This window comes from Rothia sp. HMSC061E04 (assembly GCF_001813685.1).
In the GTDB taxonomy this organism is placed as follows: domain Bacteria; phylum Actinomycetota; class Actinomycetes; order Actinomycetales; family Micrococcaceae; genus Rothia; species Rothia mucilaginosa.
The window spans coordinates 277,582-281,670 of record NZ_KV813706.1; the positions used below are offsets into that span (position 1 = coordinate 277,582).

The 4,089-nt window shown below is 56.8% G+C and carries 2 protein-coding genes; both read right to left on the reverse strand.

Annotation, left to right across the window (positions count from 1 at the left end; genetic code table 11):
• Positions 1 to 359: 359 nt before the first annotated feature.
• Positions 360 to 2,552, reverse strand: coding sequence for an LPXTG cell wall anchor domain-containing protein (locus tag HMPREF2927_RS07990; RefSeq protein ID WP_070687010.1), 2,193 nt, complete (start codon positions 2,550 to 2,552; stop codon positions 360 to 362).
• A gap of 578 nt (positions 2,553 to 3,130) precedes the next feature.
• Positions 3,131 to 4,089, reverse strand: a 959-nt coding sequence (locus HMPREF2927_RS07995; RefSeq protein WP_141754894.1) for an LPXTG cell wall anchor domain-containing protein, incomplete at its 5' end; no start/stop codon positions are given.

Consider the following 4,089-nt stretch of genomic DNA (forward strand, 5'->3'; position numbering starts at 1 on the left):
GGGCGGAGTACTAGGCCGCTATACGATGGGGCCGTGAGATTTACATCTCTTTTACCAGGTCTCCCTGGCAACACATATAACTATACAGAGGTTCCTAGAAACATCCAAATCGAAAAGCGGTGAATTGAGTCACATATTTTACACCGAGTGCAAGACCCAGCGCGTAGGCTCTTTTCCAGCCAAACAGACGCTCCCCCGGTAGCCCATCCGGCACCTCCGCAGCGCCCGCCTCCGCGCCCGCCTCCACACCTGCGCCTACCCCGTTCAGGCGCCACAGCACCACAGCACCAGGGCATCAAGACACAAAAATGCGCCCCGCACAGTGTACGGGGCGCATCCGCTCAAACTAGAGCAAGAAACTATGCCTTACGGCGGCGAAGCACCATCACAGCGGCACCAGCAATCAGCGCAAACGCACCGACAGCAGCCAGGCTCAGAACATTCTGAGCACCGGTCTTAGCCAGCGAACCCTTGCTCTGAGGCGCAGACTTGGTCGCTGAAGCGCTCACCTGAGAATCCGAACCGGAGCCCTTAGACTGACCCTCAGACTTCACCGAAGAAGAGTTCTTCAGCGGCGCGGTCTTCACGGTGGTTCCCAGCTGGTCGTTAGCCGCCTCTGCGCTGGGCTGCTCAGCCACAGGCTTCTCCTCCGCTACTGCAGCAGGTGCAGATGCGGAAGCAGAAGGCTCAGCGGAGGGGGAAGCCGGGAATGCCGGCTCTTCAGCCTCATCGCGGTTATCTGCGTTGCCAGCATCCTTCGCATCGTTAACAATCAGCGGAACAGCCGAATCGTACTCGCGGTTGGTTGCCACATCCGAACCGGCAGTGACGGTGCCGAGCAAGTAGCCCTGGCTGTACTGCATGGTGTTCGCGGGAACGCGCAGGGTTGCATCGAAGGAGTACTTGCCGGTGCGTGCGTTGTAGACGAACGCGCTCGCCGGAACGATGGTGGACACCTTCTGGATGTTTGCCAGTTCGCTATCGGTCAGCTTGTCGTTGCCCATCTCCCATTCGCCTTCCTTAACAATGAACAGGCGGATACCTTCTGCCGGGGGCTTCTCAAAGTCATAGCCGGATACGTGGAAGGTGTAGGGGCGGGTAATGTCGACGGTACCCTCAGCGAAGTTCAGGGAGGGGCCAATCAGCACTGCGGTAGCCTGCTTCGGGTAGCCCTGGAAAGGAACCTTAGCGGGGTTAATAGTCGCGGTGGAGGTGAACTCACCCTCGGAAACCTCAGCGTAGAACTTCACGATGGAGTTCGGGACCAGCTTCTGCTGCGAGGAGGGAACAGCCTTGCCGTTGCGGTCAACGGTTGCCTTGGAGGTGTAGGTGTCGGTCAGGGAGCCGTCGCCAGTCTTCGCGTTCAGCACGTAGGGTACAGCCGCGGTGGTGTTGGCGATATCCTGCTTATCCACCGCAATGACGGAGCCGTCTTCGGTGATAGTCAGGTCGTTAGCCTTACCGCCGTTCATCTCAACCTCACCGATCACACGGTCGGTCTTAGCGTCAAAGATAGCGATCTTGCCGGTACCGAAATCGGTCACGTACACCAGGTCGCGATTCTCATCGTTCTCCATGGACAGCGCCTGGGTGCCGAACTTGACGAACTTCTTGAACTCACCGGTGTTCAGGTCGTACACGGAGATACCGGAGTTCACGCCGTTCACACCCTGGGAGGAGACGTAAATTTCGTTCTCGGAGTGGTCAATGGTGACGTCAGAGGGGCGAACCTCGACGGTGGAATCCTCTGCGCGGGTCTGGATAACCTGCTCAGTCTTGAAAGTGTGAGTGTTGATAACGAAGACCTTGCCGCCGGTGCGCTCAGGCACGTACAGCTTGTCACCGTCAATGGTCATGTTCATGCCGACGTAGCGGGTGCCACCGTTGGGTACGCCTTCCAGCTGCAGCTTGGTGACCTGGTAGGTCTTCATGTCGATAGCGGACACGTAGTAGCGACCGGTGACGAAAACCTTACCGGAGTTGTGATCCACCAGCACGGAGCGGGGGTGCTCAATCCAGTTCGGGTCGCTCTCGGCAATGCCGTGGTTAGTCCAAATCTGCTCCATGGTGTTCTGATCAAACACAGACAGGGAGTTGTCCGTGGTGTTAGTAACCCACACAGTACCGGACACATCATCAACAGTGATACCGTACGCGGAAATGTAGCCAAATTCGCCGTTCTTATCCAGCTCGAAGGGAAGCACAGCCACTTCTTCAATCTGAAGAGTGTCTGCATTGACACGAGCAATGGTGGAGGCGAGGTCGCCGCGGGCACCCACGCCGACCATCCAAATCTTGTTGGTCGCCTTAGAGTAGGCAACCTGATACTGGCCGGGCAGACCCTGGGTAATCTGCGCGACGGACGCGGAGGTGTCCACAACGCGGCTCAGCGCTGCGGTGGAAGGAACCGAGGCGCTGGGCGAAGCGGTCTGATGTGCGGTATTCGGTGCTGCGAAGGAGGCAGGAATCATGGCTGCGCCGGAGATTGCGAGCGCAAGGGAGCCGACGGCGAGCCCCTTCAATGCTTTGCCCGAGGAGGGAGTGAGGTTCAATGTGTGTCCTTCAAATGTGTAACGGAAGTGCTCACATGCCGCATGCGAATGCTAACGAGACATCCGTGAATATGCGGTGACATATTCGACGGCACGAAAAGCAGAAATGCAGGTAGCGCATAAATTTACCTACCTTCTAATCCTCAGTGTTTTCCCAGGAAAATACAAGCAGCGACGTGGGTGTGTTTTGTGTTTTTATGAGTGACCCCCAAATTCGCCTTCAGTATCACGTGAAGGTTGAGGCGATTTCAGGGTTTTTCCTTGCCCTTGCGGGCAAAAACCCTGGTTACCAGGGGTATTGTAATGCTTTTATATTTACACATTAATGTAAAAGTTTAGGTGAGACATGCCAGCGACATTCACCACGGGCCACACATTTTTTCAACATTCAAAACCTATATTTTTACAGGCAAGTGCACATATATGAATATGTTTTAAAACCACCCACCCAGCATTAGCCCAAGCGGGCACGCAAAAGGCGGGTATCCCTCCCCCAGATTCGAAGAATCCGAAAGAGAAAATACCCGCCTTTTCACGCGTTACATCGAGCATTTACGCCCGAAAACTAAACGCTACGCTTATGCCTTGCGGCGGCGCATCACCAGAGCAGCGCCCGCAATCAGAGCCACAGAAGCGAAAGCAACCAGCGGCATCACAGCGTCAGCACCGGTGTTCGCCAAAGCGCCACGCGAAGAGCCAGCCTGCGAGGAGCCTGCGTCGCTCTTAGCTACCGAGGAACCACCGAGGGAAGAATCGGAACCGCCAACAGAGGAACCGCCATTCTTCACAGCCGAACCGGACTTATCAGCCTTCACAGCATCCGGAGCGGGCTTGGAGTCAGACTTGGAGTCCTGTGCACCGGTCTTAGCGTCAGACTTCGAATCAGTCTGAGATGCCTGATCCTTGGAGGTCTGATCCTTAGCCTCTGCGGTGTTCTCAGACTTAGCGTCAGACTTCTTATCCTCGGACTTAGCGTCCTCAGACTTCTTATCTTCTGCCTTCTTGTCCTCAGGCTTCTTGTCCTCAGCCTTCGGGTCAGCCGGCTTCGATTCCTCAGCCTTCACACCGGTCACCGTCGGGTAACCCGCAAAGTCCAGCGAAGTCGGGGTGACGGTCACCGGAGCTGCGCTCGCGTCAGTGTCCTTCACGCCAACCTTGAACTTCAGAATCGAGTTAGCCTTCAGCGGCTGAACCGATGAGGGAACGTCGTTACCCTGGCGGTCCTTATAAGGCAGGGAGGTGTACTCGCTAGCGGTGGTAATCTCGCCGGTGGTGCCGTTGAGCACGTAGGGCAGGGTCACCTTCTCGTCGCGATCCTTCTTGTCGAGGACCAGCACGGAGCCGTCCTTGAGCAGGGTCACGTCGTTCGCGGCTGCGCCGTTCATCTCAACCTCGCCGATGACCTCGTCAGCGCGGCCGTCGAAGACAGCCACCTTGCCGGTGCCGAAGTCGGTTACGTACACCAGGTCGCGGTCCTCATCGTGCTCCAGAGCGAGCGCCTGAGTGCCGAACTTGACGAACTTCTTGAACTCACCGG